Annotated in this window: 20 protein-coding genes; 10 read left to right on the top strand and 10 right to left on the bottom strand. The window is 63.1% G+C overall.

Features of this window, described 5'->3' with window-relative positions; translation table 11 throughout:
• Together ABIB95_RS33815 and ABIB95_RS33810 are read right to left on the bottom strand one after the other, a co-directional pair.
• Window positions 1–1,209, bottom strand: a complete 1,209-nt coding sequence (locus tag ABIB95_RS33815; protein ID WP_354245912.1) for an efflux RND transporter periplasmic adaptor subunit — start codon at window positions 1,207–1,209, stop codon at window positions 1–3.
• A gap of 408 nt (window positions 1,210–1,617) precedes the next feature.
• Window positions 1,618–1,986 (bottom strand): hypothetical protein, encoded by a 369-nt coding sequence (locus tag ABIB95_RS33810; protein ID WP_166088524.1) that lies wholly within the window; start codon window positions 1,984–1,986, stop codon window positions 1,618–1,620.
• Window positions 1,987–2,044: 58 nt separating this feature from the next.
• Here ABIB95_RS33810 and ABIB95_RS33805 point away from each other — a divergent pair, with 58 nt between their 5' ends.
• The 9 genes from ABIB95_RS33805 (at window position 2,045) to ABIB95_RS33765 (ending at window position 12,775) form a co-directional block, all read left to right on the top strand.
• The gene (locus tag ABIB95_RS33805) at window positions 2,045–3,289 is read left to right on the top strand and encodes an MFS transporter (RefSeq protein ID WP_354245909.1); all 1,245 of its coding nucleotides are present in this window, start codon (window positions 2,045–2,047) and stop codon (window positions 3,287–3,289) included.
• A 259-nt stretch (window positions 3,290–3,548) separates the two neighbouring features.
• The gene (locus ABIB95_RS33800) at window positions 3,549–4,310 is read left to right on the top strand and encodes an outer membrane protein (RefSeq protein ID WP_354245906.1); all 762 of its coding nucleotides are present in this window, start codon (window positions 3,549–3,551) and stop codon (window positions 4,308–4,310) included.
• A 172-nt stretch (window positions 4,311–4,482) separates the two neighbouring features.
• Window positions 4,483–5,676 carry a M20/M25/M40 family metallo-hydrolase gene (locus tag ABIB95_RS33795; protein WP_354245904.1) on the top strand — a complete coding sequence of 398 codons (1,194 nt, stop codon included), beginning with the start codon at window positions 4,483–4,485 and terminating at the stop codon, window positions 5,674–5,676.
• Between the two features lie 90 nt (window positions 5,677–5,766).
• Window positions 5,767–6,528, top strand: coding sequence for an alpha/beta fold hydrolase (locus ABIB95_RS33790; RefSeq protein WP_354245901.1), 762 nt, complete (start codon window positions 5,767–5,769; stop codon window positions 6,526–6,528).
• A 163-nt stretch (window positions 6,529–6,691) separates the two neighbouring features.
• On the top strand, window positions 6,692–7,780 hold the full coding sequence (locus tag ABIB95_RS33785) for a mandelate racemase/muconate lactonizing enzyme family protein (RefSeq protein WP_354245898.1): 1,089 nt from the start codon (window positions 6,692–6,694) through the stop codon (window positions 7,778–7,780).
• A gap of 229 nt (window positions 7,781–8,009) precedes the next feature.
• Complete coding sequence (locus tag ABIB95_RS33780; protein ID WP_085404523.1) at window positions 8,010–9,158, top strand: amidohydrolase; 1,149 nt, start codon at window positions 8,010–8,012, stop codon at window positions 9,156–9,158.
• Window positions 9,159–9,451: 293 nt separating this feature from the next.
• Window positions 9,452–10,879, top strand: a complete 1,428-nt coding sequence (locus ABIB95_RS33775; RefSeq protein ID WP_354245895.1) for a sodium:solute symporter family protein — start codon at window positions 9,452–9,454, stop codon at window positions 10,877–10,879.
• Window positions 10,876–12,090, top strand: coding sequence for a sialidase family protein (locus ABIB95_RS33770; protein WP_354245892.1), 1,215 nt, complete (start codon window positions 10,876–10,878; stop codon window positions 12,088–12,090). The genes ABIB95_RS33775 and ABIB95_RS33770 overlap by 4 nt, the downstream gene beginning before the upstream one ends.
• A 4-nt stretch (window positions 12,091–12,094) precedes the next feature.
• A complete protein-coding gene (locus ABIB95_RS33765; protein WP_354245890.1) occupies window positions 12,095–12,775 on the top strand; it encodes an SDR family NAD(P)-dependent oxidoreductase in 681 nt (226 codons plus the stop codon).
• A gap of 95 nt (window positions 12,776–12,870) precedes the next feature.
• Here the strand turns inward: ABIB95_RS33765 and ABIB95_RS33760 are convergent, their stop codons facing one another.
• From ABIB95_RS33760 to ABIB95_RS33745, 4 genes are all read right to left on the bottom strand, one after another.
• Window positions 12,871–13,803: a dihydrodipicolinate synthase family protein gene (locus tag ABIB95_RS33760; protein WP_354245888.1), complete on the bottom strand. Its 933-nt coding sequence runs from the start codon at window positions 13,801–13,803 to the stop codon at window positions 12,871–12,873.
• Window positions 13,804–13,895: 92 nt separating this feature from the next.
• Window positions 13,896–15,254: an ABC transporter substrate-binding protein gene (locus ABIB95_RS33755; RefSeq protein WP_354245885.1), complete on the bottom strand. Its 1,359-nt coding sequence runs from the start codon at window positions 15,252–15,254 to the stop codon at window positions 13,896–13,898.
• Between the two features lie 212 nt (window positions 15,255–15,466).
• Window positions 15,467–16,522, bottom strand: coding sequence for a LacI family DNA-binding transcriptional regulator (locus ABIB95_RS33750; RefSeq protein WP_354245882.1), 1,056 nt, complete (start codon window positions 16,520–16,522; stop codon window positions 15,467–15,469).
• Window positions 16,523–16,627: 105 nt separating this feature from the next.
• The gene (locus ABIB95_RS33745) at window positions 16,628–17,815 is read right to left on the bottom strand and encodes a CaiB/BaiF CoA transferase family protein (protein WP_354245879.1); all 1,188 of its coding nucleotides are present in this window, start codon (window positions 17,813–17,815) and stop codon (window positions 16,628–16,630) included.
• A 172-nt stretch (window positions 17,816–17,987) separates the two neighbouring features.
• Here ABIB95_RS33745 and ABIB95_RS33740 point away from each other — a divergent pair, with 172 nt between their 5' ends.
• Complete coding sequence (locus tag ABIB95_RS33740; RefSeq protein WP_354245877.1) at window positions 17,988–18,875, top strand: VOC family protein; 888 nt, start codon at window positions 17,988–17,990, stop codon at window positions 18,873–18,875.
• 559 nt (window positions 18,876–19,434) lie between these two features.
• Here ABIB95_RS33740 and ABIB95_RS33735 read toward each other — a convergent pair.
• The 4 genes from ABIB95_RS33735 to ABIB95_RS33720 all read right to left on the bottom strand — a co-directional run bounded on the left by ABIB95_RS33735 (window position 19,435) and on the right by ABIB95_RS33720 (window position 25,552).
• Entirely contained in the window at window positions 19,435–21,453 is a 2,019-nt protein-coding gene (locus tag ABIB95_RS33735) for a pentapeptide repeat-containing protein (protein WP_354245874.1), read from the bottom strand.
• Window positions 21,450–23,381, bottom strand: coding sequence for an effector-associated domain EAD1-containing protein (locus tag ABIB95_RS33730; protein ID WP_354245872.1), 1,932 nt, complete (start codon window positions 23,379–23,381; stop codon window positions 21,450–21,452). Before ABIB95_RS33730 ends, ABIB95_RS33735 begins: the two co-directional genes overlap by 4 nt.
• A gap of 63 nt (window positions 23,382–23,444) precedes the next feature.
• Window positions 23,445–24,959 carry a metallophosphoesterase gene (locus ABIB95_RS33725; protein ID WP_354245870.1) on the bottom strand — a complete coding sequence of 505 codons (1,515 nt, stop codon included), beginning with the start codon at window positions 24,957–24,959 and terminating at the stop codon, window positions 23,445–23,447.
• A 308-nt stretch (window positions 24,960–25,267) separates the two neighbouring features.
• Window positions 25,268–25,552 (bottom strand): hypothetical protein, encoded by a 285-nt coding sequence (locus ABIB95_RS33720; protein WP_135215059.1) that lies wholly within the window; start codon window positions 25,550–25,552, stop codon window positions 25,268–25,270.
• Window positions 25,553–25,708 lie beyond the last annotated feature (156 nt).

Below are 25,708 nucleotides of genomic sequence, written 5' to 3'. Positions count from 1 at the left end.
TCAGTCAGCCGATCCGGTCTTGACCTGGGTGGCAGTGGCGCTCGCATCCGCCGTCGGCGCGGCCTGCGGCTTGTCGTCGACCAGCGCGCCATCGAACAGGCGCGACTGCCCGGCCACCACGATCCTGTCTCCGACGTTCAGGCCTTCGGAGATCACGGCATTCGCGTCGCCGCTCTGGCTGACCTTGATCGGCCTCGCGCTGACCTTGCCATTGTCGCCGATCACGTAGGCGAACAGACCCGACGGCCCGTGTTGCACGCCATCCTGCGGCACGACGATGACGTCCTTGCGCGTGTCGATCAGCATCCGCGTGGTGACCGACAGGCCGGGCCACAGCGCATTGTCCTTGTTGTCGAAGCGCGCTTTCAGGCTGATGGTCCCGGTGGCCTGGTTCACCGAATTGTCCATGACCACGAGCCTGCCTTGCGACAGTGTCCTGGTTCCGTCCGAGGTCAGCGCCTCGACGGGCACCTCACCGGCGTCAAAGGCCTTGTCGATGGCCTGCAATTGCTCTTCAGGCTCCGTGAACTGCACGGCGATCGGCTGAAGCTGGGCGATGGTGACGATCCCCGTCGTATCCGCGGCATGCACGATGTTGCCGGGGTCAACCAGCCGGAAACCCGTTCGTCCGCTGATCGGCGCCTTGATCGAGGTGTAGCCGAGATTGGTCTGCGCATTGTCGATGGCGGCCTCGTCGCCCTTCACCTGCGCGATCATCTGATCGACCAGGGCCTGCTGGGTATCGAGATTTTGCTGGGTCTCGAATTGCTGCTTCGCGAGCTTCTGAAAGCGCTCCAGGTTCAACCGGTCGTTCCTCAGATTGGCCTCGTCCTGGGCCTTCTTCGCCACCGCCTGCTCGAGAGCCGCGGTAAAGGGGCGTTGATCGATCTCCAGAAGTGGATCGCCCTCCTTCACCATCTGCCCCTGTTTGAAGAACACCTTGATGATCTGACCGTCGACGCGGCTCTTGACCGTCACCGTCTTGAACGGCGAGACGACTCCGAGACCGTAGGCGCGCACGGGAAAGTCGGCCTTCTTCACTACGAACGAGGTGACGGGAATCTTCGCCGCGGCCTGACTGGCAGCGCTTTGGGCGGCCGCTGCGGCTGGCTTGACGCCCCCGAGGAGCTCATACCAAACGCCATACGCCACCGCGGCTATTGCAAGGATTCCAAACAGCGCAACGCTGAGCTTCGGTCGCGTTGACAAATTGATGGCCCTCTAACTGTTTGTACCTGCCTACGGGTGACCCGACTGATTGCAGGTGAAACCGCCGCCTCGGATTGGAAGTATCGCGGACAAAACCCCAGCGTCAAAATGACGATCGCGTGCGAAAATCTGTACAAATTTTCATCTTCGCTCGCTACAAAACGCAGTCGCGCAATCAAAGCGTCCAACGAAGGACAGGCAGAAACAAACAGAAACGAAATGGAGAGACGTGAGAGGTCACCGCGGCATCACGCTGAATTGCGCCGGTGCTCGCGAATTTCAGGATCGCTCACCTCAAGTCAGGCCTTATCATTGAAGTTCAGCAAGCGCTGCTTGATGGGAACGAGGCGCGAGATGAAGGCTGATCAACCGAACCCTCGGGGAAATGTCGTACCGTTTCGGACGCGATCAGGAAGCGGCAGAGATCCGGTTGATCACGCACGATCCGGCAACATTTTGCGGATGCTCGACCTCTCGAAGTTCGAACACCATCGCCCCGCTGTCGAGAACCGCCCCAGCATGCGTTCCAACATCGCGGCAATGGTTCTGCTCGGGCTTCTCGTATTCATTGCAACAGAGGACTTTTCCAGGCTCGAGCAATCGAACCTTTGCTTCGATAAATCGGAATGCAGGAATTGAACAGCGCTCGTCATCAACTGACGGCGTAACGACGAATCGCAGTTTCAGCGGCAGGCGTGTCGGCCAACCGGCGTTCGCACGGATGTCAGCGATGTCCGGCTTGCCTTCAACGAGGAACGAAGGTCCGGAAGACCCCATTGGCACCGTCCCGCCAATCGTGTAACCCGGCCGAAACCCTCGCCGGGACGGGACGCTGATGAGTGCGGTTGCCACTGATAACGCGGGAGATGGCACCCGCGCGCTGATCTTTGCGCTGCTTGCGCTCGCCTGCGGGCACATGCTCTCGACCTTGCTGCGCACGATTCCCGCCGTCAGCCTCGACCTGATGGCGGCGGATTTCCACATGGAGCCGCAGGCGCTGGCGAGCCTCACCTCGGTCTATCCCTTTGCCTTTGCCGCCGCGCAGATTCCGGTCGGCGCTGCCATGGATCGCTTCGGCGTCCGGCCGGTGTCGCTGAGTCTGCTTATGGGAACCGTGATCGGCGCCATCGCGTCGGGATTCGCGACGGGGCCGGAAAGTTTTGCGGTCGGGCAGGTGATGCTCGGCATCGCGACATCAGGCATGCTGATGTGCCCGATGACGCTGGCAGCCAAGCAATTGTCGGCGGCGCGGTTCGGGCTGTGGTCCGGCGCGATCCTCTCGATCGGCAATATCGGCATGCTGCTGTCGTCGAGCCCGCTCGCCTTCGTGGTCGATCATTACGGCTGGCGCGCCGGATTCTGGATCTCGGCGCTCGGTGGCGTCCTCGTCGCGCTCGCGGTGTTCTTGCTGGTGCCGAGGCAGCCGGCCGAGCACAAGGACGAGTCCTCGCCGCTATCGCAGATGATCGAGGTGCTCAGGCTGGGGCTCTCGCGCCCCCTGCGTGGCCTGATCGCGCTGGCGCTGGTGTCGCTTGCGACCTCGCTGGTGCTGCGCGGCCTGTGGGGCGGACCTTGGCTGATGGAGATCAAGGGACTGACGCGGGTCGAGGCCGGCAACCAGCTCGGCGCGTTCACGCTGGCGATGATCGCAGGTCCCCTGTGCATCGGCATGATCGACCGCAGGCTCAGTCGCCGCCGCGAGCTGGTGGCGGGCACGCATATGGTCGGCGCGCTGCTGCTGGCGCTGATGGCGCTGGGGGCGCCGCATTATGCAGTCTCGATCCTGTTCGGCGTGCCCGTGATGCCGCCGCAATATGACCTCGTGCTGTTCGTGCTTATCGGCCTTGCGACCTCCGCCCAGCCGCTGCTGTTCGGCATGTCGCGGCAGCTGGTCGATGCGCAAACCGCGGGCAAGGCGCTCGCGGCGATCAACCTCGCCTTCTTCCTCGGCGCCGCCCTGATGCAGTCGATGACGGGCGCGGTGGCGGCATTCGCGGGGCTGCCGGCGGTGCTGCTGTTCATGGCGGCGGCGCTACTTCTGGGCGCGCTGATCTTCCTGGCCTATACGCGGACTGCGTAAAGCAGCCTCGCACAACAGCGTGGCCGCAGGGGATGCTCCAGACTCTTCCTGTCGCGTCAGCCTCTGTGAAAAGTCGCAACCTGCAGTGGCCGTTATTTCCACTGTGACCCGGTGGTTACAGCCGCCGCATGACTCGCCGGATATTGTGACCGGATCGCGAAGTCGGACAACTCACCAGATGAAGTCGCTGGCCTGTGCGATGCCGACACGCACGATGCGCCTCAGGCGCCATTGCCGTTAGTTGAAGGAAGATCCTCGCATGACCACCAAAACCCTTTTCAGCGCCATTGCGCTGGCCGTTTCGACGTTGACCTCGGCCATGGCGGCGGACGTGTCGATGCCGTACAAGGCGGCGCCTGCGGCCCCGGCCTTCTCCTGGACCGGTTGCTATGTCGGCGGCAATGGCGGCGGCGGCCGCGGGGTCAACGAGCAGCAGCCCATCGTCGGGCAAGCATTCACCGCCAATCACAACAGCGGCTGGCTCGCCGGTGTGCAGGGCGGCTGCGACTATCAGGTCGGCTCCCTGGTGGTCGGCCTCGAAGGCCAGTTCGATTGGGCCGACATGAAGGACACCAGCACGACACTGATTCCGGGCGGCGCCGCCGGCTTCCTGCTGACGACCCAGCTCGATCGCGTCGCCACCGCGACCGGCCGCATCGGCTACGCCTTCGATCGCGTGCTGTTTTACGCCAAGGGCGGCGCCGCCTTCGCCCGCTTCAATTATCAGATGACGCAGACCGATTTCGCCGCCTTCTCGGTTGATTTCAAGGGGTCGCGCGATGTGACGGGATTCGTCGTCGGCGCCGGCCTCGAATATGCGCTGCTGCCAAACCTGTCGTTGAAGGCCGAATACAATTATTTCGACTTTGGAACGAACGGCTACACCCTGAACTGCACCAGCAATCCCGGATGTGCTACTCCCTTCTTCCCGGCCACCGTCCGGCAGAACATGCAAACCGTCATGCTGGGCGTGAATTGGCGATTCAATTCTGCCCTCACCCCGCTCGTCGCGCGATACTGATTGCTGTGCCAAAGGCGGCGCGTCGTGTTCGACGCGCCGCCGCAAGCAGCCCCCGTGGCTTTGATGCGGTCGTCCCTGCCCCGCCCTAAATTCACCGGACTGTCCGAGAGGCCTTGCGAAACACGGCGCAGCGAAGGATGCTGTCGCGTACCGTGCATCAAAGGACCATCTCATGCCTGTCGACACCAAAGCCGCCACCGACCGCCTCATGCGCTTCCTCTCCGTCGAGGGCGTCACCGGACAGGAGGCGGCGATCGGGCGTGAGCTCACCGCCGCGCTGAAGGAGAGCGGCGTGCCGGCCAAGGCGATCCGGCTCGACGACGCCAACACCCGCATTCCCGTGCCGACCGAGACCGGCAACCTCATCGTCGACCTGCCCGGCCGCGGCGCGCTGCACAACCAGCCGCGCATCATGTTCATGACCCACATGGACACCGTGCCGCTCTGCGCCGGCGCCAAGCCGAAGAAATCCGGCCGCAAGATCGTCAACGAGGCCAAGACCGCGCTCGGCGGCGACAACCGCTGCGGCTGCGGCGTGCTGGTGACGCTCGCCGCCGAGCTCGCCAAGCAGAAGCTCGATCATCCCCCGATCACGCTGCTGTTCTGCGTGCGCGAGGAGAGCGGGCTCTATGGCGCACGCCACGTCAAGCTCGACGAGCTCGGCTCGCCGGCGATGGCCTTCAACTATGACGGCGGCTCGGCCTCCAACGTCATCATCGGCGCCGTCGGCGCGGACCGCTGGAATGTCGAGATCTTCGGCCGCGCCTCGCATGCGGGCGTCGCACCGGAGCGCGGCATCTCCTCGACCATGATCATGGCGCTCGCGCTCGCGGACGTGAAGGCCGGCGGCTGGTTCGGCAAGGTCGTGAAGGGCAAGAGCCAAGGCACCAGCAATGTCGGCCCCGTCACCGGCGGCGAGGGCCGCCCGGCGGGCGATGCCACCAACGTCGTCACCGACTACGTCCATGTGCGCGGCGAGAGCCGCAGCCACGACGGAAAGTTCTTCAAGGAGATCACCAAGGCCTACAAGGCCGCGTTCGAGAAGGCCGCCAAGAAGGTGACGAACGCGCAGGGCAAATCCGGCAAGGTCAAGTTCAAGGCCGAGACCGACTATTTTCCGTTCCGCATGAAGGACAATCTCCCCGTCGTCAAACGCGCGGTCGAGGCGGTGTCCGCGGTCGGCGGCACCCCGAACGTCCGCACCGCCAATGGCGGCCTCGATGCCAACTGGATGGTCCGCCACGGCGTTCCCACCGTGACCTTCGGCGCCGGCCAGAACGAGGCGCACACGATCGACGAATGGATCAACCTCGACGAATACGATCGTGCCTGCGCGCTGGCCGTGCAGCTCGCGACGATGCGGTGAGGCGCGTCGCGCGTGAGCTCAGAGAGATCATTTGTCGCCAATGACGGCACCGTCATTGGATATCGGCAACTGGGCTCAGGCCCCGGACTGGTGCTGCTCCATGGCGCGCTGCAGAGCGCAGCGAGCTTTACTGACCTTGGCGCAGCGCTGGCCAACCGCTTCACCGTTCTCATCCCGGACCGCCGCGGTCGTGGTCTGAGCGGACCGTTCCGGCCCGACCACTGCATGGCGACCGAGATCGATGATCTCGGCCGGCTTCTCGCCGAGACGGGCGCACGAAATGTGTTTGCATTGAGCGCCGGGGCCTTGGTTGCCATGCACACCGCGCTCGCCAATCCGGCGATCGCGCGCCTCACGCTTTACGAGCCGCCGCTCGAATTCGGCGGGGTCCAGCCGCGCTACTGGGCCGCTGGCTATGAGGCGGCCCTGGCGAAGGGGGATCTGCCGGGCGCCCTTGTTGCCGTGCTCAAAGGCACCGGCGACAACGAGATCATGACAAGGCTCCCTGCGCCTGTCCTTAAATCGTTCTTCGCCATGATGATGCGGCTCCGTCCCAACGCGGCCGTTGGCAACGGGCCGCCTCTGGCCACGCTCATCCCCACAGTCCACTACGACATCGAGCTGATTGCGGAGAAAGCCGGCGATCTTGACCGCTTCAGGAGCTTGAGCACGGAAACGCTGCTGCTTGGCGGCGATCGGAGCCAGGGCTATCTCGCCACCGCTCTCGATGCTCTCGCCGCGATCCTGCCGAACGCGACGCGCGTTGAATTCAAGGGCGCCGGACACATCGCGGCAGACAACGAAGGCGACCCGATTCGCGTTGCGGCGGAGCTGCGTCGTTTCTTCGCATGAAGTCGTCCGCAGGATGGGGAGAGTGCAGCGAAACCCATCGCCGCGGTAACGAAGATGATGGGTTTCGCTTCGCTCTACCCATCCTACAGAACTGCCCTGCATCGCCCGCGGTTGCCCGCCGATGCCTGCCGGCCTAGCCTGCAAGGAAAAGCAGGAAGGAAACATGGCACGCATCTCGACAATCGAGACCGGGTTCTACCGGATCCCCCTCCCCGTCACGCTGTCGGACTCAACGCATGGCGAGATCGCGGCGTTCGAGCTGATCACCTGCCGCATCCGCGATGCCGACGGCGCCGAAGGCGTCGGTTACACCTACACGGTCGGGCGCAATGGCGGGGCGACTGCCGACATCCTCAAACGCGAGATCCCGCCGCTGGTCGAAGGACGCGAGGCCGACGACACCGAGGCGATCTGGCATCACGTCTGGTGGGGCCTGCATTATGGCGGGCGCGGCGGACCGGCGGTGCTGGCGCTGTCCGCGCTCGACATCGCGTTGTGGGACCTGAAGGCGCGGCGCGCGAAATTGCCGCTGTTCCGCCTGCTCGGCGGCTTCGATGCGCACGTGCCCTGCTATGCCGGCGGCATCGACCTCGATCTCTCCGTCGAGGCGCTGCTCGCGCAGACCGACGGCAATCTCGCCAAGGGCTTTCGCGCCATCAAGATGAAGGTCGGCCGGCCCGATCTCAAATCCGACGTCGCGCGCGTCGCGGCCATGCGCAAACATCTCGGCGACGGTTTTCCGCTGATGGCGGACGCCAACATGAAATGGACGGTGGAGGACGCGATCCGCGCCGCCCGCGCCTTCGTCCCCTACGACCTCACCTGGCTCGAGGAGCCTGTTATCCCCGACGACGTCGCGGGCCATGCCCGCATCATGCAGGCCGGCGGCGTGCCGATCGCGGCCGGCGAGAATTTGCGCTCGCTGTGGGAGTTCAAGAACTACATCGTCGCGGGCGCGGTGTCCTATCCCGAGCCTGACGTCACCAATTGCGGCGGCGTGAGTGCGTTCATGAAGATCGCGCGGCTGGCGGAGGCGTTCAATCTCCCGGTCACCAGCCACGGCGCGCACGACATCACGGTCCATTTGCTCGCGGCCTGCCCGAACCGCTCGTATCTGGAAGCGCATGGATTCGGGCTGGACAAGTATATCGAGCACCCGCTGGTGCTCGAGGACGGCAAGGCGCTGGCGCCGGACCGTCCGGGCCATGGCATCAGCTTCGACTGGAAAGGGCTGGCGAAGCTCTCGCCGTAGGGCAATTCGTCATGGCCGAAGCAAGACGTGGATGGCCGGGTCATAGGCGAGCGGAAGCGACGCCGTCCTTCGGACGGCTATGGCGAGCGGAAGCGACGCCGTCCTTCGGACGGCTATGCCCGGCCATGACGATGTTGCTGCACGCGAGACACTCGCAGGCGCTTGACGGGTCGGCTCAATATTCGGCTATGCTGACATTAGCCGGCCCTCCTTACGAAAGATCCCCGCCTTGCCCCCCGAGCTGCACCAGAAACTGACCCAGTGGCGCCGGCATCTGCATGCGCACCCGGAACTGGGCCTCCACGAGAAGGCCACCTCGGCCTTCGTGCAGGAGAAGCTCACCGAGCTCGGCATTCCCTTCGAAGCGGGCATCGGCGGCCACGGCGTCGTTGCGACGCTGACGCGAGGGGCGGCGCAGGGCCGCGTCGGCCTGCGCGCCGACATGGATGCGCTGCCGATCACCGAGGACACCGGCCTGCCCTACGCCTCGACGACATCAGGCGTGATGCATGCCTGCGGTCATGACGGGCACACCGCCTCGCTGCTCGGCGCGGCCGCGCTGCTGGTGGCCGACACCGGCTGGAGCGGCACCGTCGACTTCATCTTCCAGCCGGCCGAGGAAGGCCTTGGCGGCGCGCGCGCGATGGTCGGGGCGGGCCTGTTCGACCGCTTTCCGATGACGCGGGTGTTCGGCTTCCACAACTGGCCGGGGCTCGCAGCCGGCACCATCGCGGTCCATGACGGCGTCGTGATGGCCTCCGGCGGACGCGTCAGCATCACGATCGACGGCCATGCCGGACATGCCGGCATGCCGCATCTGACCCGCGATCCCGTCATGGCGGCGGGACACCTGATCGTGGCGCTGCAATCGGTCGTGTCGCGCAGCATCGATCCGCTCGACACCGCCGTGCTCTCGCTGTGTACGCTCGAAGGCGGCACGGCGCGCAACCAGATCGCGGGACGCGTCACCATCGGCGGCACGTTGCGGTATCATCGCGACGCGGTGAAGGACGTCATCCTGGCGCGGATCGGAGAGGTCTGCGCAGGCATTGCAACGACCTTCGGCGTCAAGGTCACGCCCGAAATCGTCATGGGCGTCGGCGTGGTGGTCAACACGCCTGCCGAGGCGGGCCTGGCGCGCCTTGCCGCGGAGAGGGTGCAGACCGAGGTGCGACGCGATCTCGCGCCGAGCATGGCCGGCGAGGATTTCGCCTTCTTCCTCAAGCAGTGCCCCGGCGCCTTCGCCTGGATCGGCAACGGTGAATTGCGCGACGGCGCCGAGCTGCACGGCCCGCGCTACGATTTCAACGACGCGATTTTGCCGGTCGCGTCCAGCTGGATGGCCGAGGTCGCCAAGGTGGCGCTGAAGTCGAACTGACCCCGGAACGGCAGGACCTCGAATTCCCTGCGCATGACGTCGGCCGTGCGCCGACCGTCCCGCCGCACTGTCCCACCGACACTTTTTCTTTGGCCTGCAACCCTTTGAACATGCAGCGGCGATGACTGCCCGACCGGGCGCGTTGCAGCACCGCACCGCTGCGCGCGCTTGACGCGGGACGTGCGGGCAGGAATAATGAAATTAAAGAACAATTGTTCGCATTCCGAACAAATTGCAGCGGGACCAAGCGGGCTCAGAACACCGCATCCGCACCACCAGAGGAAACGTCATCGATGCAAGCCATCCTCAATGGCGACAGCACGCTCATCGTCGCGATGATCGTCGCCTACATCGCCTTCACGTCCTGGCTCACGTTCAGGCTGCGCAGCAGGACCAGCGATCAGTTCATGACGGGCGCACGCGCGATGCCGGCGGTGGTCGTCGGCGTGCTGATGATGTCCGAATTCGTCGGCGCCAAATCGACCGTCGGCACGGCGCAGGAAGCGTTTCAGTCGGGCATAGCGGCGGGGTGGGCCGTGCTCGGCGCCTCGATCGGCTTCCTGCTGTTCGGGTTCCTGATGGTGAAGAAGCTCTACAGTTCCGGCGAATACACCATCTCGGCGGCGATCGCGCAGAAATACGGCAAGTCGACCATGCTCACGGTGTCGGTGATCATGATCTACGCGCTGCTGCTCGTGAACGTCGGCAACTATGTGAGCGGCGCGGCCGCAATCGCCACCGCACTGCATGTCAGCATGCCTGTTGCGATGTGCATCATCGCCGTGGTCAGCACCTTCTACTACGTGTTCGGCGGGCTGAAGGGCGTCGCCTGGGTGACGATCCTGCACAGCGCCATCAAGGTCGTCGGTATCGTCATCATATTCTCGGTTGCGATGTCGCTGACCGGCGGCATCGCGCCGATCCAGACCAAGCTACCCGCCTATTACTTCAGCTGGGACGGCAAGATCGGCTTTGCGACCATCTTCGCCTGGACCTTCGGCACCGTCGGCGCGATCTTCTCGACCCAGTTCATCGTGCAGGCGATCTCCTCGACGCCGAGCGCCGACGACGCGCGCAGGGCCACCTTCTATGCGGCGGCGTTCTGCCTGCCGCTCGGATTCCTGCTCGCCTTGATCGGCGTCGCCGCGAAATTCCTCTATCCCGACATGAACAGCCTCTACGCGCTGCCGGTGTTTTTGGAGAAGATGCCCCCGCTGGCCTCGGCTTTCGTGACGACCTCGCTCGTCGCCTCGATCTTCGTCAGCGTCTGCACGGTAGCGCTCGCGATCGCCTCGCTGGTGGTCCGCGACTTCTACGTCCCCTACTGGAAACCGACGCCCGAGCGGGAGCTGAAGATGACCCGCCTGTTCTCGGTGGCGATCGGCATCGCACCGCTGGTCTTCGTCTTCTTCATCCCGGAAATCCTCAAGCTGTCGTTCTTCACGCGCGCGCTGCGCCTGTCGATCACCATCATCGCGATGATGGGATTCTATCTGCCGCTGTTTGCCAGCAATCGCGGCGCCACCGCGGGCCTGATCGGCGCCGCGATCTCGACCACGGCCTGGTACATGCTCGGAAACCCCTTCGGCATCGACAACATGTATGTCGCGGCTGCGACACCGCTGGTGGTGATGGCGGTCGAGCGCCTGGTGATGGGCCGCGCTCCGGCCGCCGCCACGACGCCGCAGCCAAATGCATTGATGGAAAGGACTTCGACATGATCATCGATACCGAGATCGTGACCACCGACATCGGGACCGCCGCCGACGGCGTCGTTCGCCCCGCCGCCGGCGATCCCGACCGGTCCGACGCTTTCATTCCCTCGCCTTGCGTGCAGAACCACGCCGCCAATCTGATGCCGCTCGCGAACGGCGATCTGGCTTGCGTCTGGTTCGGCGGCACGCAGGAGGGCATGTCGGACATCTCGGTCTATTTTTCGCGCCTGCCCCGCGGGGCGACGCAGTGGTCTCCGGCCGAAAAGCTGTCCGACGACAAGGGACGTTCGGAGCAGAACCCGGTGCTGTTTCCAGCACCTGACGGCACGCTGTGGCTGATGTGGACGGCGCAGCTGGCGGGCAACCAGGACACCGCGCTGATCCGCCGCCGCCTCTCCCGCGACAACGGCAGGAGCTGGGGCTCGATCGAGACGCTGTTTCCCGAGCAGCGCGGCCGCGGCACCTTCATCCGGCAGCCGATCGTCGTGCTCGACAATGGCGACTGGCTGCTGCCGGTGTTCTATTGCCACAGCACGCCGGGTCGGAAATGGAACGGCGACGAGGACACCAGCGCGGTGAAGATCTCGTCCGATTCCGGCGCGACCTGGCGAGACATCGACGTCCCCGGCAGCCGCGGCTGCGTGCATATGTGCATCGCGCGGCTCGACGACGGCTCGCTGATCGCCCTCTACCGCAGCCGTTGGGCGGACAACATCTATCAGAGCCGGTCCACCGATCACGGCCGCACCTGGTCGGCGCCGGTCCAGACCGTGCTGCCCAACAACAACTCCTCGATCCAGGTCACGCGACTCGGCAACGGTCATCTCGCGCTGGTCTTCAACGATTCGAGCGCCAGGGATGCGAACGGGCGCCGCCTCTCGCTCTATGACGAGATCGAGGACGATTTGCCGCCGGTGCTCGCCGGCGACGGCAAGACGACGGACGAACGCACCGCGTTCTGGGGCGCGCCGCGGGCGCCGATGACGCTGGCCGTCTCCGCCGATGGCGGGCGGACGTGGAGCAAACGCAACGTCGAGACCGGTGACGGCTTTTGCATGACCAACAATTCACGCGATCAGACCAATCGCGAACTGTCCTATCCTTCGGTCAAGGAGACCGCCGACGGGGCGATCCACATGGCCTTCACCTTCCATCGCCGCGCGATCAAATATGTGCGCGTGACCGAGCCATGGGTGAAGCGCGCCATCCGGGACTGAGAGCATGGACAAGAGGCCGCACGCGCTCGTCACGGGCGCCAGCTCAGGGATCGGCGCTGCGATCGTCGAACGGCTGCTGCGCGATGGCTGGCGCGTCACCGGCATCAGCCGGCGTCCCGCGCCATTCGACCATCCGGCCTTCGATCACCTCTCGCTCGATCTCGGAGAGGTCGATAACATCGCGAACGCCGTCGCAGGCGTCGCGCCGACCGCACTCGTTCACGCGGCCGGCATGCTCAAGGTCGGCGAGCTCGGATCGCTCGACCATGACGACGGCGCCGCGATGTGGCGGCTGCATGTCGATGTCGCCGAGCGTCTCGCCAACGCGCTGGCGCCGCGCTTGCCGAAAGGAGGACGCATCGTCCTCATCGGCAGCCGTACCGCCTCAGGCGCGGCCCGCCGCGGTCAATATGCCGCGACCAAAGCGGCGCTGGTGGCGCTCGCGCGATCCTGGGCCATCGAGCTCGCGCCGCGCGGCGTCACGGTCAACGTCGTTGCGCCCGCCGCAACCGAGACACCGATGCTGAAAGACCCGACGCGCGCCAATGTCGCGCCAAAACTGCCACCGATCGGCCGCTTCATTCGTCCGGAAGAAGTCGCGCACGCGGTGGCGTTCCTGCTTTCGCCGGAGGCCGCGGCCATCACCGGACAGCAGCTCGTCATCTGCGGCGGCAGCTCACTCTAGGCGCACGGCCGCAATCACGGTCGGCCCGCAATTGCGCGAGGGACAGCCCTCGCGCGGCGGTTACCCTCACATCATCGAGATGGCAACGGCCGCGATCAGCGCGTGGCCGCGATCCTTGCGCGGAAGCTCGCCTGCCCCTGCATGATCTTGTCGAGCAGTGCATCGAGCGCCCAGAAGCGCTCACGGATGTCGAAATCGATGGTCCGGCTGTGCGCGCAGGCGAACGTGCCGAGCCTCTGATGGTACAGTTTCGCCAGCTTGGGATATCCCATCGGCTCGGCCATCGCGGCGAGCGCGAGATAGACGGAGAGATCGTCCGCCAGCGCCGGATGCCGCGCGCTGTCGGTCAGCAGCCATTTGTAGAGATCGGGATGGAAGTTCGTGAACACGCCGGTGAAGCCGGCGGATCCGCTTCTGATGGCATCGAAGGCGATCGCCGCATTGGCATTGACGATGGCGAGCGAGGAGTTTTTCGTCAGCGCCACGCGACGCTTCACGGTCTCGAGGTCGCAGGACACGTCCTTGAGGATCGCGAAGCGCCCGCTCTCGGCGCAGAACGCCAGCTCGTCGTCGGACATGAGCCGCCGGAACGGCGCGGGACATTCGTAGAGGCCGAGCGGAAGATCGGCGGGCAGCGCGTCGAGCAGATGGCGCAGATTGTCCATAAAGACCGTGCCGCCCTGCCCCTTCGGATCGAACCGGTTCGTCACCAGCACCAGTCCGTCCACGCCGGTCGCGGCGATGGAGGTCAGCTCGGTCACTTGATCGTCGCGGGATTCACTGATGTGGCCTGACGCGATGACGGGCACCCGGCCCGCCGCCTGCCGCACGACGAAGCGCGCCAGCGCGACGCGCTCCTCGAGGCTCAAAAACTGCATCTCGCTCGACTGGGCCACGGCGAACAGCGCATCCGCGCCATTGGCAATGTACCATTCGATGAGGTTCTCGAGGCCCGCATAGTCGATCGCATCGGCTTCGGTGAACGGCGTCAGCATCACCGGAATGATGCCCTTGATGGTTGCGGTCACAAATCGGCTCCCAGGCGTTGAAATCGTTGACAGGCAGGAGCCTGCCGCTCACGCGTCTTGCGGCGCGTGAGCGTAGCTGTTCGGGCCGGCGGTCAGTTGCCGGCTACTTCCTTGATGCGCGCGATCATGTCGTCGACGGCCTTGTCGACCGGCACCTTGTTGGTGACGATGGCGTTCACGGCCTTCATCCAGACGTTCTCGTTGTTGAGGGTGGTGAACTTGTAGTTCTTGCTCATCTCGTAGCCGCCGACGCCGGCGAAGAACTGGTCGCGCACGGCGCGGCGATGAACGTCGCCGTCCCAGAAGGCGGACTTCTGCGCGGCCGTCTTGACCGGGAACCAGCGACCGAGCGCGCCTTCGACATAGGGCTGGAGGTTCTCGTCGCGCAGCAGGAACGAGACGAACTCCTTGGCGCGGTCCTTGTTCTTGGCCTGCTCGAAGATCAGGCCGACCACCACGGACGCGCGGGTGTGGACCGGCGTACCATCGGGCTTGTTGGGCCAGACCATGGTGCGGATGCGGTCATAATAGTTCTTCTTGGCTTCATCGCGCTGCTCGGCGGTGAGCGTATCGTTGCCGGCGTCGTCGAGCCATTTGCCGGGAAGCGAAACCGTCGAGTTGTGCGTCATGATCGTCGTCTTGTTGTGGAAGGCGACGTTGTTGTCGGGATCCTTCCAGCTCGTCGCCGATTGCGGCGTGCAGCCTTTCGCGGCGAACTCGACATAGTCCGTCATGGCGGCGACGAGGCCCGCCTTCACCTTGGGATCGTCGACCAGGAGCTTGCCGTTGTCGTCGACGAGCACGACGTTGTAGGCGTCCATGAACACCAGGAACGAGATGAAGCTGTCGGTGGCGTCGACACCCATCGGATGGCCGACGCCGTAGATGCGCTTGCCGGACGCCTTGCGCACCGCCGGTTGCGCCTTGTCACACCAGAACGACCAATAGCCCTTCCAGTCCTTCGGGATGTCGGTCTCCTTGAGACCTCCCTCCTCCAGCATGTCCTTCCAATAATGCAGATGCAGCGTCGCCTGCTTCAGCGGGAAGGCGTAATAGGCCTTCGCCTTGGTCTTGTCATTGTACAGCATGACCGTTTCGAGCGACTGCGGAGAGAACTCGCCCTTGATCGGCGCGAGCACGGAGCCGAGATCGACCAGCTTGCCTTCGGAGGCCCACTTGCCGGCGCCCTGGAAATGGTAGGTGTCCGCATAGGTGACGTCGGGCGGACTGCCGGCATCGAGCGCCGCCACCAGCTTCGGCATCATGTCCTGCGTCGCATATTGCGACAGCTCGACCTTGACCCCGGTCTTGGCCTCGAACTTCTTGATGACGGCGAGCAGCGCGTCTTCCTCGGCCTTGTAGTAGCCCTTGTTCCACCAGACGACGAGCTTCTCCTCGGCCGCCGCGGGGCTCGCCGTTCCCATCATCGGCAAGAGCAGCGAAACCGCCATCGAACAGTTTCTGGCCCACCGCAAAACGCTATTCCGCATTGTCGTTTCCTCTCCGTCTCATCCGGCGAGGGGCCCGCCGGTTGCTCTCATGGCGTTTAAAACGCGGCTATGTAAGCGCTTACATATGAGGAGTCAAGCGACCCTTTGAGACGGAAGCCGCCCTCTTGGCGGGTCGATGCGCGCTATCGAAGAGACGACCGCTCTCTGCGGGATCAAACGCCCCTGGCGTGACCTGCGCTGTCGCGGATTTTCAGGACGGGCACGACTTCGCGGGACTGGGCCTGCGCTTGCCGGCCCGCGATCACGGCGAGGAGTTCGTTGGCCGCCAGGATACCGATCTCCTGATTGTCGACCTTCATCGTCGTAAGCCCCGGAGAAAAGCGCGATGAAATCGCAAGGTCATCGAATCCGGTGATCGAAAAATCCCCGGGCGCGTCCAGGCCGCATTCCCGCGCAGCCATCAACGCACCGAGCGCCAGATTGTCGTTGCCGCAAACGATCGCGGTCGGCCGAACGTCGACGGCTTGCGTCATCAATCCTGCAAAACTGGCCGCGCCGAACTCCAGCGTCGATGGACCCATCATCAGATCCTGCGCCGCAATTTCCAAACCCGCGGCCGCGAGCGCTTCGCTGACGCCGCGAAGCCTGTCCTTGACGCGGTCGTTGTTGGTGTCGGGCTGGAAGATGGCGGCAAACCGGCGATGGCCCAGCGACAGCAGATGCTCCGTCATGCGGCTGAACGCGGCGCGATTGTCAAAGCCGATGCACGGATGCGGTGACAGCTTGTTGTAGGAGTACGTCACCACATACGGAATGCCACGCGAGTTGAGCGCGTCAAAAAGCTCGGGGGGATGATTTTCGCCGACCACGGCAATTGCTTCCACACCGCGCGCAAGCATCGCTTCGGCCTGCCGCAAGCCTTCGTCCGGATCATAGTTCGAGCAACCCAGGAACAGCGTGAAGCCGCGCTCGCTGAAGACGGTCTGCATGCCGCCGATCTGGTGGGCGAAGATTTCGTCGTCCAGGGTCGGGATGATGGCGCCGGCGATATGCGTCCGGCGCGAGGCCAGCGCCCGTCCGGCAGCATTGGGAATCCAGTTCAGCGCGCGTGCCGCGTCCTTGACCCGCTGCCTGACCTCTTCGGAGACCTTGTCGGGTTCGTTGAAGGCGCGCGAGACGGTCGCGGTCGAGACATTGGCCTTGCGGGCGACCTCCTCGAGCTTGACGCGGCCGCTGCCTCCACGCGCTCTCTTTGAACCTGCCACCATCCCCGCCACGTCGGTCGAACGCCTGATCGATCAATACCTTGCCATGGTATTGACGACCACCGGAGTCCTCAATGAAAATATCCTGGCGTGAGGCGCGCGCGCTTCCTAGACGATTCCGCCCTGCCGAAGCGCCGCGATCGCAGCCACATCGTAGCCAAGCTCCGTCAGGACGAGGTCGGTATGCTCGCCGAGCGTCGGCGGACGCGATGCGATCTCGCCGGGCGTTTCCGACAGCCGGACGGCAGCGCGGGCGACGGGTGCGCGTTTCGGCAGGCCGGGATACTCGACTTCCTGCATGAAGCCAGCGGCGCGGATATGCGGATGGTCCAGCGCCTGTTGCGGGCTCAGCACGGGCCCGGTCGGAATCATGGCCTTGCCCAGCGTGTCGACAGCGTCCTGCGTGGTGCGCTCGGCGCACCAGCGCGCCATCCGCGCGCTGATGACGGGGCCGTTGTTGCCGCGGCTGATGTCGTCGGCAAAGCGCGAATCATTCAGCCACTGGTCCTCCTCACCCATCAGCTTCGCCCAGCGTTTGAACAGCGGATGCCCCGTGACCTGGCACAGCACCCAACCGTCTTTGGTGCGGTAGATGTCGGCCGGCGCTGCGGTCTGGCCGAGATTGCCGGTCGGAACACGGTTGACGTTGATGACCGCCTGCTCGATCAGCGTCGCATTGGTGAAGGACAGCGCGGTGGCGAGCAGCGCGCCCTCGACGACCTGCCCGCGTCCGGATTTGCCACGCTCGATCAGGGCTGCGAGCGTCCCGAACGCGCAATGCAGCGCCGTGCCGAAATCGACCCAGTTCACCGCGGCCCGATATGGCGGGTCGCCGGCACCGGTCATGTAGACCGAGCCCGACATGACTTGGCCGACGCCATCGAAGCCGACGCGGTCGGACCATGGCCCCGGCCCGCCGAACGCGGTGGCGGTCGTCAGGATGATGTCGGGCTTGATCGCCTTCAAGGAGTCGTAGTCGAGCTTCATCGCGCGCAGCGTCTGCGGCGGCAGATTGGCGACGACGACGTCCGCGGTCGCGATCAGGCGGCGCATCACCTCCTGCCCCTCCGGCTTCATCGGATCGAGCGTGATGCACTTCTTGTTGCGGTTGACCTGAAGAAACAGCGCGCCTTCGCCGCCCTCGCCGACCGGCGCCACGAAGCGATCTTCGCTGCCGTCGCGCTTTTCCACGCGGATGACCTCGGCGCCGAATTCGGCCAGCAAGGTCGCGCAATAGGGCCCCGCGATATAGCGCCCGAAATCGAGGACGCGCACGCCCTCCAAAACTCCTCCCATCGATCCCTTCCCATATTCGTATGTTCTGGCCAGATTACAGGGACTGGCTGCCACGGCAAGGCGGCAGAGGACATCATGCCCCTGCCCCCAAGATGTGATCGCCTGACTGTTTCGGCTGGCGGAAATTCTGCTCTAGTATCGACCTCTCAGTCCCCCCAGCCAGAGCACGTCCATGCCGCAACAATTCGATCGATCCGCAGAAGATCTCGGCAACGCGATCCATTTCGAGCACGTCAACATCCAGGTCCCGGACCAGCGCCTCGCCACGCTGTTCTACGTGACCGGGCTTGGACTGACCCGCGATCCCTACCTGATGGTGTCCGACACCAACATGTGGATCAATGCCGGACGGAGCCAGTTTCACCTGCCGAGCGGCAGGCCGCAGGTGCTGCGCGGCCATGTCGGACTGGTCATCGAGGGCCGTGAGGCGCTGCTGGCGCGGCTCGCGTCAGTCGCGAAGAAGCTCGAGGGCACGGCGTTCGCATTCGCCGAGCACAACGATCATGTCGAGGCGACCTGTCCGTGGGGCAACCGACTGCGCTGCTACGAACCGGACGCCGCGCGCTTCGGGCGCATCGCGCTCGGCATTCCCTATGTCGAGTTCGACGTGCCGGAAGGCAGCACGAAGGCGATTTGCGCCTTCTACCCCGAGATCATGGGCATGCCCGCAAGCTTGCGAAACGGCGACGGCCAGGTCGCCGCCGTGAAGACCGGCCGCGACCAGCATCTGTTGTTCCGCGAGACCGATCGGCCGCAGGGCGACTACGACGGCCACCACGTGCAAATGTACATCACCGACTTCTCCGGCCCTTACCGCAAACTGCTGGCGCGCGACCTGATCTCGCGCGAGGACAATCAATACCAGTACCGCTTCTGCGACATCGTCGATCTCGACAGCGGCAGGCATCTCTTCACGGTCGAGCACGAGGTCCGCAGCGCGACCCATCCGATGTTCATGCGACCGATGGTCAATCGCAATCCGGCGATCAACAACCGCAATTACGCATTCGGCCACGATCAGTCGCTCTGGGCGATGGGGCCGGATCAATATGAGGGATAGGGAGTGGCAAGGATTGCGCTCGGCGACGGCAACGCCGGTACGATTGGATTCCTAGGGCGCACGAGCTTCGGGCGCACGAGCTTCCAGGCATTTCCTAAGAACGGCGTTCGGTGAAAACCTGCGAACCCGTAGGTACTTGTCGCGGCGCATGATCGAGCGCCGCCCGCATCACTGGCACACCAGAACAGGGCCCAACAACAACCGTCAGCGGCAAGAACCACAGTTGGCGGCGGCTGGCATAGCCACGAAGGTTGCTCCCACGCCCAATCCGAGCATCGCCACCAGTGCAATTCGTAGGACTAAAATCCGGGTCATTTTAAACTCCCTCGCGGGCGACGTCTTAAAGTAGCATGGTACAACAGGTACGCCATGCGTGCAAACTCAGCCCACCCTCTGTTCGGCTGGCAGATCGCAAACTTGCCTGCAAGAGGCGCTCTTTGCTGGGCTTTCGGGCCAGTAGACGGGATTCTCACGTCGCCGTCGGCCGGCCGCCACGCCCTTCAAGATGAGGGGAGCGCGTATTCCTCCGCTATCGGCAGGCCGACAATCGAAGTCCGGTCTAGTTGGGGGAGTTGAGCGTCGCACAGCGCTCGGCCAGACCTGCAGTCGTTCGGTTGATCGTCGCCGTCGAATTCATAACCTCTTTCTTGAAAGCGCCCGTGAAGTGCTTGTTGAGAAGAAGCAACTCGTGGGTCGGCTGGTATTCTTTCTCTGGAAGGGCTTTTTGCAATTGCACCATCGCTTCTTCGTCCTGCCCCAGGACGTGCAAAGCCACCGCATATCGGAAAATCACTTCGGACTCGTCGAGTGTTTCGGCAGCAGATTTCAGCAGGGCGACCGCCCTTGTGAAATTGCTCTTCTCTTCCGCGTCGTCTTTCGCCGGCTTCTGCATAAGAATGTAGGCGAGAGTATCGGCCGTACCGGCGCCGCGTCTCTTCAGATAAGGTTCGTCTTTGGCCCGCGCATAATGATCCATTGCGGCGGTGGCTGCGGCTTCGGCTTCTCCGTCGCCTATCAGTCCATAGGTGGCCAAGATCCATGCCCTCTCGTTGTTGAGATAAGCCAGCCGCTCCGATTTGTCTTCCTCACCGAGGCCCATCTTCTCATAGACATTCCGAGCGAAAGTATTCTTAGCCAAATCGGACTTGAATCTCTCGTTTTGACTGATGTCCTTCCGAGGATACTTTTTCTCCAGAAGGTCGATCTCATCAAAGCCCCATCCTTTGGCTTGCCACCAGGGCGCATCGGCGAAGATTGGAATATTGTCGTCCCAAAACTTCATGCGCTTGAATGATGCGCCCGTGACGTCGGCGCCGGAAAAATCTGCTTGTTTACACAGGGAGACGCCATCGAAATTGGCCTGGTAAAGTTTGGCGTTCCTGAAATTGACATTTTCGAGGACGGCACCATTGAATGAAGCCGAGGACAGCGTGGCTCCCTCGAAAACCACATTTCTCAGTTTCGACTCCCTGAATTGAGCGCCCGCCGCCGCGATTCCGTGCAGATCCTTGTTTGCCGGCTCCGCGAGCTTGAGGCCTTGTACTTCCAATTTCTGGTGATAGGTGGCCAGCCATCGTATGTCGTCGGCTTTCCTTGCATCCGGAGTGCTCTTGTCCTCGATTTCCTGAACGACCGACGAAACTTTGATCGGGACGTACAGTTTTTCATAAGCAGACGAGCTGGCCAGAGCAATCACGCCGATGACGATTGCAACCGCCAACGCCACACTCGCCTTTATGATGTTCCACCGGCTGCTTGCATTGATGAAGTCCGTTTCCCATTGCTTGAGATTGCCGTATTCACGGAACCGGCGGATAAGACGCCAGTCAAGCAAGGCTCCGGTTGAACGGTTGCTGCCGATCCAGCTCAAGGCCAAATCACTCAGGTTCTTGCGCTTATCGACCTCCTTGGCTAGCCAGTCCCATCGGCGCGACAAGGCCAGATAGTGAAGCGAGAGCTCCTCGCCCTCCTTCGTTGGTCTTCCGACGAGAATGCCGGCGTCTTTCAGACCATCGAGCAGCGCGTCGACCTGACCCGCCTTGCCGAATTTGTTCAGCTCTTCGCGGCGCGCCGGCCTTGAACTTATCTCCTGCTCGTGTTCCGGAAAGCGGAGCACGCCGAGCAAGACACGCCGTACGAGGTCCGTCTGCTTTGCTGACAGCCCTCGGATGAATGCATCTCCCCGTTCAGCGACGGCATCGACCACGGCGGGATTGAAGGGTTCCAGCTGATTGTCGGGGCGATCCTGGTATCCCGGATCTCGCTGCGAATTGACCACCGACGAATCGACACTTTTGGATTCAGGCCCCCGCGCAAAACTGCCGAGTTGCAGTTTGGTGAAAGCGCTGGCAACCCAGTAGTCGACCAGTCCCTGGGCCTCCCTTCGGTCGGCCAACGTATCGAGCACGGCGCCAGTCGCGATCGCGCGAGAGATAAACTCCTCGATTTGCATCGAGCCTGCTTCTGTAAGCGAGCCGCTGCGTTCGCTTGTCGGCAAGTTGTCAAACAGGTACTCGTGGGCACGCCGCAGCGCGTCCATCGAGGGATACGGCTCATGATGCTGGTTGGCGGTTGTCATCGCGTCAATGCTCCAAGCAGGCGGTTGAGCGACGGCGCCAATTGCACGATCTTCTCCGACATCGCTTTGACCGACTCATCGAGTTTATAGAAACGGTCGTTGCAAGAGCCGGAAAAGGCAAGCAACGCGATCTTACCTTGCGCTCGCTCGGTCGAATCCGGCTGCGCGTTTGGCGTTGCCCCGATCCACTTGTCCAGGCGCTCCAACAGTCTCTTCGACCAGAGCGCTTCTGGATACATGCCGCACAGCGCGCGCAGCCGTTTTTCGAACACAGGCCACCCAAAGATTTTTCCTTGCGGCTGATGCCGGATTGAATTCCTCGCGCCTTCGATTTCGGTGCTGACGGCCTGCCATGCGAAATGCTCCTTGATCAGACCCGCAACGCAGATGCGAACCGTGCCTATCGCCGCGGCGCCGTTCGCCAGATCTTGCGAATCCGCCGGATTGGGATCTGTTACGCAGACCACTTCATCAATCATGCTCGTCAGGGCAAGGAGGCCAAGCTTTCCGGCCGCTTCTGCCAGAGAGCGGTTGATCTGCGGAGCCACTGTCGTCACCGCCGATCGCAACGTCGTATAGACCTGACCGCGGTCGTCCATGGTTGCGGCCGGATCGGCGACCTCGAGCATTTCCTCGCTGCGCGCCTTGAGCGCGTTGATCCAACCCATCTCCGCCTGTTCGGTATCTAGTCCGCGAATTCTCTCCTCGGCATCCTGGGCAAAATCGCGAATCTCTTCCGCAAAGCGCTCCAGCGACGCATTGGCCCTGACATCGGTCGCAGGCAAGCGAAGAGCCAGGTCGATCGCCTCGAGCTTGAACTGCAAACTGTGCAGAATGCCATGAAGCGCCTTGTATTGTTCGACGACATGAACTTGCTGCAGTATGATCAGCACATCGCCACGATAGCTGTTCGCGATGGCGTTCGCCGGGGCACTCGTCCGGACCAGGGCCGATAGCAGCTCAAGCGCTCGTATAGCCTTGAAAATCAATCCACCGATATCAATGGGGTTCAGCACGTCGGGAGCGTACTTCCTGCAAAGCTCTCGCAAGTCGTTGTTCGCCGGGCGCGATCTCAGGGTCGCATTCAGAAGCGCTTCCATTGGGCCGGCTCCCTGCTGATTGGCCCATGTCAAAAGGTATGTAACGACGGTCTCGAACTGCTGATCCGGATTGGTAACCTGGTCCAGATCGAGACCCAGTGAGTATTTCACGATCGTTCCGAGCGCATTTTCCTCAGCGGAGAATTCCTTTACATAAATGGGTACGAGCTCCCTCACCTGGTCGTCCAGGAGAACCGTCTGCACTGTCGGCATCTCCTGAACCGACAGCACCGGATCGAGATCGGCGAAGAACTTCGCCGGACAGGCATAGACGACACCGCCGATGGTGTGATCTTCGTCGCCCAGCGCAAATCGCATCAGGCCAACGACAACGTCCCGCATCAGCACCGGACCGCCGGACAATCCTCGAGCGTCGCCACCGATTCCGCCGGCCAGTTGCTTGCTGTAGAGCTGAATCGCCGGCCCGCCGAAAAGTTCGCCGGCATGATTGGTCACGTCACCGCTGACGGTAAGTCCATCCGCTGGCTGCATGTTTGCGTAGCCGTAGGTCTCCCACTCTCCGCCCGAACGATGCAGCGCGCGTAACGCCAGCGGCGTGTGTGCTGCCGAGGGCGGCGGATTGGTGCAGCGGAGCAGCATGCAGTCGGCAATCCGATCCCACTTGACCGGCGTAGCCACGGTCGCGTGGCCAGGGAATTGCAGATTGATGTCCTGAAAGAATACCGGGTCTTCCTGGTCACGATCGGCGACGTTGTGCAGAGCCGTCGCCACAAGGTCATGAGCGACGAGAAAGCCCGTTCCACGGACCGGGCCCGCCGGACTCGTCGCGGTAACTTCGGCGATCACCGCCCGCGTGCTCTCATCCATGCGCCTTCCCGCAATGCATGCTCACTATGTGCCGCACATCGAAAGATTTCGTATCCCAATCGTCTATGAAATCGGCGCTACGCACAAATTCGCTTCTGCAACCTTGCCGTTATCGTCGACATCGAGCCGAACATAGGTCGGCCGAAACAGCGTCCAGTCCGAGAAGTCTCCGGCCTTCAATTTTTGAACAAAGCCATCCAGCCGGCTGAGCGCGTCGGACTCCGGCAGAGTCAAAATCTCGTTCGGAAAGCGCAGCACGTCCGCCCATGTGCCCGAATTGAAGTACCAGCGTCCATCGCCCAGACTGACACGCTTCGCCTGATGGGTATGGCCGAACACCACATGGCGAAAGCCGCCTTTCACAAGATCGCTCGCAGCGTCCAAATACTCCTTGGCCGTCTCCTTGGTTTCATCGAAGCTATCTTCCTTCTGCAGCCCTCGTATCGCAGTCAGCAGCGCCCGCATGCGTTTCTCGGCGGCGCTCGAGCCGAAGGCGAGCTTGAACAATCCCAGCGCGGTGTTGAGGTTTTCACTTGCGCTGACATCCGTTCCCATTTCCGGTCGTTTTGCTTTGGAATCGTTGTCAAGCTGGCGGAGAAAATCCGTTCCCTCGCTGCCGAGCGATTCCGCGATCGCGACCTTCAGCGCGGCGTCATTGTCCAGGCCGGCAAGTATCGATTGCGCCGACCCAGTACCGGGCGCCGCCTTGGCCCGGATGTCCTGGCCGAATGGCTTCTTGCTCGCTGCGACATCCGCTTTGATGTCGCCGCCGAATTTCGGCAGAATGGGGCCTTCGAGCCCATGACTCCGAGTCCAATACCAAAAGCGCGCTAACTCGCCGAAGCGTTTTCGATAACTCGGTTCGAGCGCAAGCAGGATCGGCACCACCGCAGAGTCTTCCGGCTTGAGCAGGTCCACGAACGCATAATCTCGTTTGATCTTGTTGATGACCGACGTGACCATCTGGCTCCCGGGCGGAGGGACGAACTGGTATTGCTTGGGCACTTCCTGCCGACGCGACATCAGGGACCGAACCCGGCGTAACGCGTCGAGGTCGATCTGATTCCACGCGTCGTATCGATTGCCGTGCTCGATCAGCGCGTCGCCAACGATGTAGGCTTCGCCATCCGGGATGAATTCGAAATCGTGCCCGGACTTGACGCCCAGTGCTCTGCGCAGTTCGGCGCGCACAGGAGGGAGGCTCAGCTCGATGTCGTGGTTACCGAGGAGAATGGTCAGCCGACCTCCCGCATCCAGAAACCGGTTGAGCGCCGCGAACACGCCCGGGTCCCGGTTCACGATGGCCTTGAATTTGCTGACTGCCTGACCAGGATCAGCAGTGAAGGGCGACCAGGTGTCGGCCTGCTCTCCATCGAGCTCGGCGAGAAAATCGACCGTATCGCCGTTCAGAACGAGTTCGCTCGGGCCCTTCTCGGCAATCTCCTGCGCCAAGCCCTCGACGAAGCGAACGATCTGATCGGCGCGGGTACACAAGCGGAAGCCGCGCTTCCCTTGCTCCGGCGGCACTGGATACGTGCCTCCCAAATGAAGATCGGAAATAATATAGACTCGGCGCATATGAAATCTCGCTGCATGCACCTGGAAAGCAAGTGAAAGTGAGATTGTGCGACCGTAGGTAGTTCCCGTCAATCACTTCTGAGTATCTCGCAGTCACGAGCCCCATCCAGCACGTCGGAGTTCCACAACCGTTTGATATCACTTCAAAGTTTATGTATCGCGTCCAGGCAAATCCGGCGATCAACAACCGCAATTACGCATTCGGCCACGATCAGTCGCTCTGGGCGATGGGGCCGGATCAATACGAGGGATAGGGAGTGGCGAACGCGCGCCTTGCGGCGCGCGCGATCCATGACCTCGGCCGGCCATCAGCAGCCACGGCAGATGATCAGCCGGCGGTCGATCTCCCTGTCGAGCCGCTGCAGCTCCGCGTCTTGGGGCGAGGCTTGCGTCGACCCGGGCACGTCGCTGCGTCGCGGCTGCCGGTGACCGATGGGAGCCTGCCGGGACAGGTCCGCGAACTTCATTGCGTCCACACTGCCAGGCGAGGACATGGTCACAGGCGCGCTTGCGCCTCCGGCAGCCCTGAGGCTGGAAACCGATCCGAACAGAAACGTAGCTGCGACGACGGTCACGCCAAGTCTGATTGACATCATCATTCTCCTATCGCGGTGACGTTGCGACGATGCGCATGCGATGGATAGGAGGTCCCGGCTACTCGACCATTTCGCCCGCGGCGACATCGCGTTACCATTGCAACCGCGATCGCCGATTGTCGTGCGCCAGCTCTGGATTCCTGTTTTGACGCG

Origin of the sequence: Bradyrhizobium sp. LA2.1, from assembly GCF_040547725.1 — a bacterium.
GTDB lineage: Bacteria > Pseudomonadota > Alphaproteobacteria > Rhizobiales > Xanthobacteraceae > Bradyrhizobium > Bradyrhizobium barranii.
The sequence above is the reverse complement of the archived record's forward strand: the minus strand, read 5'-3'. Positions and strand labels throughout refer to the sequence as shown.

Bases quoted from the DNA above. Each gene is read 5' to 3' on its own strand.
- ABIB95_RS33810 (WP_166088524.1), bottom strand. From the start codon at position 1,986: ATGGGGTCTTCCGGACCTTCGTTCCTCGTTGAAGGCAAGCCGGACATC.
- ABIB95_RS33805 (WP_354245909.1), top strand. From the start codon at position 2,045: ATGAGTGCGGTTGCCACTGATAACGCGGGAGATGGCACCCGCGCGCTG.
- ABIB95_RS33800 (WP_354245906.1), top strand. From the start codon at position 3,549: ATGACCACCAAAACCCTTTTCAGCGCCATTGCGCTGGCCGTTTCGACG.
- ABIB95_RS33795 (WP_354245904.1), top strand. From the start codon at position 4,483: ATGCCTGTCGACACCAAAGCCGCCACCGACCGCCTCATGCGCTTCCTC.
- ABIB95_RS33785 (WP_354245898.1), top strand. From the start codon at position 6,692: ATGGCACGCATCTCGACAATCGAGACCGGGTTCTACCGGATCCCCCTC.
- ABIB95_RS33775 (WP_354245895.1), top strand. From the start codon at position 9,452: ATGCAAGCCATCCTCAATGGCGACAGCACGCTCATCGTCGCGATGATC.
- ABIB95_RS33770 (WP_354245892.1), top strand. From the start codon at position 10,876: ATGATCATCGATACCGAGATCGTGACCACCGACATCGGGACCGCCGCC.
- ABIB95_RS33765 (WP_354245890.1), top strand. From the start codon at position 12,095: ATGGACAAGAGGCCGCACGCGCTCGTCACGGGCGCCAGCTCAGGGATC.
- ABIB95_RS33755 (WP_354245885.1), bottom strand. From the start codon at position 15,254: ATGGCGGTTTCGCTGCTCTTGCCGATGATGGGAACGGCGAGCCCCGCG.
- ABIB95_RS33750 (WP_354245882.1), bottom strand. From the start codon at position 16,522: ATGGTGGCAGGTTCAAAGAGAGCGCGTGGAGGCAGCGGCCGCGTCAAG.
- ABIB95_RS33745 (WP_354245879.1), bottom strand. From the start codon at position 17,815: ATGGGAGGAGTTTTGGAGGGCGTGCGCGTCCTCGATTTCGGGCGCTAT.
- ABIB95_RS33740 (WP_354245877.1), top strand. From the start codon at position 17,988: ATGCCGCAACAATTCGATCGATCCGCAGAAGATCTCGGCAACGCGATC.
- ABIB95_RS33735 (WP_354245874.1), bottom strand. From the start codon at position 21,453: ATGACAACCGCCAACCAGCATCATGAGCCGTATCCCTCGATGGACGCG.
- ABIB95_RS33730 (WP_354245872.1), bottom strand. From the start codon at position 23,381: ATGGATGAGAGCACGCGGGCGGTGATCGCCGAAGTTACCGCGACGAGT.
- ABIB95_RS33725 (WP_354245870.1), bottom strand. From the start codon at position 24,959: ATGCGCCGAGTCTATATTATTTCCGATCTTCATTTGGGAGGCACGTAT.
- ABIB95_RS33720 (WP_135215059.1), bottom strand. From the start codon at position 25,552: ATGTCAATCAGACTTGGCGTGACCGTCGTCGCAGCTACGTTTCTGTTC.